The sequence below is a fragment of the Pedomonas sp. genome, from assembly GCF_036515995.1.
In the GTDB taxonomy this organism is placed as follows: domain Bacteria; phylum Pseudomonadota; class Alphaproteobacteria; order Sphingomonadales; family Sphingomonadaceae; genus Pedomonas.
The window spans coordinates 1-3,776 of the sequence record NZ_DATBUP010000250.1 but is presented as its reverse complement, the minus strand read 5'-3'; the positions used below and the strand labels follow the sequence as shown (position 1 = coordinate 3,776).

Here is a 3,776-nt window from a genome sequence, read left to right as displayed (position 1 = left end):
CCGTGCGCGCCATGCCTCGGGCGGCACGCTGGCGGCGGCGCGGGCGGCGCTCGAGGTGGGGGCGGCGTCCAACACGGCGGGCGGTAGCCACCATGCCCATCCCGGCTTCGGCTCCGGCTACTGCGTGCTCAACGACGTGGGCATCGCGGCGCACCAGCTGCTGGCGGAAGGGGCGGTGGAGCGCATTCTTGTGGTGGACCTTGATGTGCATCAGGGCGACGGCACGGCGGTGATGTTCGAGGAGGAGGCGCGGGTGTTCACCTTCTCCATGCACTGCGAGGCGAACTTTCCGGTGCGCAAGGCGCGCAGCGACCTCGACATCGGACTGGACGTGGGCGCGCAGGATGCCACCTACCTGAAGCTGTTGCAGGAAAACCTGCCGGGTATTCTGATGCTGCACCGGCCCCAGCTTGTGTTCTATAATGCGGGCGTTGACGTGCATGCGGAGGACCGGCTGGGTCGCCTCGCGCTGAGCGACGAGGGACTGGCGGCCCGCGACAGGTATGTTGCGCGAGAGTGCCTCGGACGCGGAGTGCCGTTCGTGACCGTGATGGGCGGCGGCTACGGGGCTGATGTGAGCGTGATTGCCCGGCGGCATGCGCGAACCATCGCCATCGCCGCCGAAACCTGGGAACAGTCGATGTAAACCGCCGGATATCGCGGGCGAACCGCGTCTCGAGTGTGTGCCGCGATGCTGGCCTGAATGCACCGCCCCGAACCCATGGGGCGCGGGGCGGATGAGGCGCACATGGCGACGACATTTGAAGACCAGAGGTTGCGCGTATCAGGGGACCAGCCGCACGGCACGCCCGAGACGGTCGTGGTGCGCTTCGCCGGGGATTCGGGCGATGGCATGCAGCTGACCGGCGGGCAGTTCACGCTCTCCACCGCGCTCAGCGGCAATGATCTGGCGACGTTCCCGGACTTTCCCGCCGAGATCCGCGCGCCGACCGGCACCACGTTCGGCGTCTCCTCCTTCCAGATCAACTTCGGCTCGGCGGATATCGAGACGGCGGGCGATGCGACCGACGTTCTGGTGGCGATGAACCCGGCGGCGTTGAAGGTGGACCTGCCCGGCGTGCGGCGCGGTGGCACAGTGATCGCGGACGTGGGCGAATTCACGGCCCGCAACCTCGCCAAGGCGGGGTATGGCGCCAACCCGCTGGAAGACGGCACGCTGGCCGACTTTCAGGTGCTGGCGTTCAATATCAGTCAGATGACGCTGGACGCGGTGAAGCCCTTCGGTCTTGGCAACAAGGAGGCGCTGCGCTGCAAGAACATGTGGACGCTGGGGCTGATGCTCTGGATGTTCGACCGGGACCGCCAGCCGCTGGAAGACTGGCTGAAAGCCAAGTTCGCGAAGAACCCGGTGCTGGCGCAGGCCAACATCGCGGCGCTGAACGCAGGCCATGCCTTCGGCGAGACGGCGGAGCTGGGGCATAGCCTGCATCGGCGGCACCTTGCGCCGGTCAAGTCCGCCCCGGGGCTGTATCGCACGGTGACGGGGGCCGAGAGCCTGTCGCTGGGGCTGGTCGCGGGCGCGCAGCTGGCCAGCCTGCCGCTGTTCTTTGCAAGCTACCCCATCACCCCGGCCTCCCCGCTGCTGCATCACCTCTCCCGCTTGCGGGAGTTTGGCGTCACCACCTTTCAGGCGGAGGACGAGATCGCGGCCATCTGTTCGGCGATCGGGGCGTCCTACGCGGGCAGCCTAGGCGTCACCTCATCCTCCGGCCCCGGCATCGCGCTGAAGGGCGAGGCGCTGGGGCTGGCGATCATGACCGAGTTGCCGCTGGTGGTGGTGAACTCCCAGCGCGGCGGGCCATCGACCGGCCTGCCGACCAAGACCGAGCAGTCCGACCTCTATCAGGCGGTCTATGGCCGCAATGGCGATGCGCCGCTGGCGGTGCTGGCCGCGCGCTCGGCAGCGGATTGCTTCGAGACCGCGATCGAGGCGGTGCGGCTGGCAACGAAGTTCATGACCCCGGTAATGCTGCTGACGGACGGGTACATCGCCAACGCCGCCGAGCCGTGGCGGGTGCCGTGCCTGCAGGACCACGCGCCGTTTCCCGTGCGCTTCCATACCGAGCCGCCCGCGGAGCCCGGCAAGGTGAACCCCTATGCCCGAGACCCGGAGACGCTGGGGCGGGTGTGGATCCGGCCCGGGACAATGGGACTGGAGCACCGCATCGGCGGCATCGAGAAGTCATACGACACCGGGCACATCAGCTACGAGGCCACCAACCACCAGAGAATGACCGACACGCGGGCGAACAAGATCCTCGGCATCAGCGCCCACGTGCCGGAGCAGGACGTGACGGAGGGCGAGGCCTCGGGCGATCTTGCGGTGGTGGGCTGGGGCTCTACCTACGGGCCCATCATTCAGGCGGTGCGGCGGGCGCGCTCGAAGGGGCTCAGGGTCAGCCACATTCACGTTCGTCACCTGTGGCCGCTGCCGCGCAACCTCGGAGACCTGCTCAAGGGTTTCGGCCGCGTGCTGGTGCCGGAGATGAACACCGGCCAGTTCAAGACGATTTTGCGGGACCAGTATCTGGTGGACGCAAGACCGCTGAACAAGGTGTCGGGCCAGCCCTTCAAGATCGCCGAGATCGAGGCGGCGATCTTGAAGATTCTGGAGGGAGCAGATGCTGGGCTGAGGGAAAGGGACGCGCGATGAACGACGTGACGGAAGCCAAGAAGCTGACCCCGGCGGACTTCGCCACCGATCAGGAAGTGCGCTGGTGCCCCGGCTGCGGGGACTACGCCATTCTGAAATGCATGCAGCGCACGCTGCCGGAGATGGGCGTGAGGCCGGAGAACACGGTGTTCGTCTCCGGCATCGGCTGCTCCAGCCGGTTTCCCTACTACATGGCGACCTACGGCTTTCACACCATCCACGGCCGCGCGCCCGCCATCGCCACGGGGCTAAAGCTGGCCAATCCGGCGCTGGACGTGTGGGTGATCACGGGGGACGGGGATGCGCTTTCCATCGGCGGCAACCACACCCTGCACGCCATCCGCCGCAACGTGGACCTGAACATCCTTCTGTTCAACAACGAGATCTACGGCCTGACCAAGGGGCAGTATTCGCCCACCTCGCGCGTTGGCACCCGCTCGCCCTCCACGCCGTTCGGCTCGGTCGACCAGCCGCTGAAGCCGCTGGCCTTTGCGCTGGGGGCGAACGCCCGGTTCATCGCCCGCACCATCGACACGGCGCTCCAGCACATGCCGGGCATCTTCAAGCGCGCCTATGCGCACAAAGGCGCGTCGTTCGTCGAGATCTTCCAGAACTGCATCGTCTACAACGATGCGGTCTATGCGCCCTTCACCGAGAAGGCGGTGGCAGCGGACACCCAGCTGCTGCTGGAGCACGGCAAGCCGATGATCTGGGGCAAGGCACGCGACAAGGGCCTGCGGCTGAACCGGGACACGCTGGCGCTGGAGGTGGTGACGCTGGGGGAGGACGGCGTGACGGAGGCGGACGTGCTGGTGCATGACGAGACCAACCGCATGATCGCGCACTTGCTGGTGGAGATGGCATTCCCCGAGTTTCCGGTGGCGCTCGGGGTGCTCTACTGCGACCCGGCCCCAACCTATGAGGCGGCCATTGCCGAGCAGACACAGACGCTTGCGGCCAGCCGGGGCGTTGCGGACTTCGATGCCCTGTTGCGGCGGGGGCAGACCTGGACAGTAAGCTGAACAAATAGTTTACCAGAATATTCCGGAACGAGCGTTCGGCCGGCAAGGGCGGGCGCGCCCAAGCTCTTGAGGATCAGCCG

3 protein-coding genes are annotated in these 3,776 nt (G+C 67.0%); all 3 read left to right on the top strand.

Annotation, left to right across the window (positions count from 1 at the left end):
* Positions 1-646: histone deacetylase (locus VIG90_RS17760; protein ID WP_331594858.1), on the top strand; the 646-nt coding region annotated here is incomplete at its 5' end.
* 102 nt (positions 647-748) lie between these two features.
* Complete coding sequence (locus VIG90_RS17755; protein ID WP_331594857.1) at positions 749-2,674, top strand: 2-oxoacid:acceptor oxidoreductase subunit alpha; 1,926 nt, start codon at positions 749-751, stop codon at positions 2,672-2,674.
* Complete coding sequence (locus VIG90_RS17750) at positions 2,671-3,696, top strand: 2-oxoacid:ferredoxin oxidoreductase subunit beta (RefSeq protein WP_331594856.1); 1,026 nt, start codon at positions 2,671-2,673, stop codon at positions 3,694-3,696. The genes VIG90_RS17755 and VIG90_RS17750 overlap by 4 nt, the downstream gene beginning before the upstream one ends.
* The last annotated feature ends 80 nt before the right edge of the window (positions 3,697-3,776 follow it).

What these genes read in the sequence shown, in the direction of transcription:
- VIG90_RS17750 (WP_331594856.1), top strand. Translation starts at nt 2,671, where the DNA reads ATGAACGACGTGACGGAAGCCAAGAAGCTGACCCCGGCGGACTTCGCC.
- VIG90_RS17755 (WP_331594857.1), top strand. Translation starts at nt 749, where the DNA reads ATGGCGACGACATTTGAAGACCAGAGGTTGCGCGTATCAGGGGACCAG.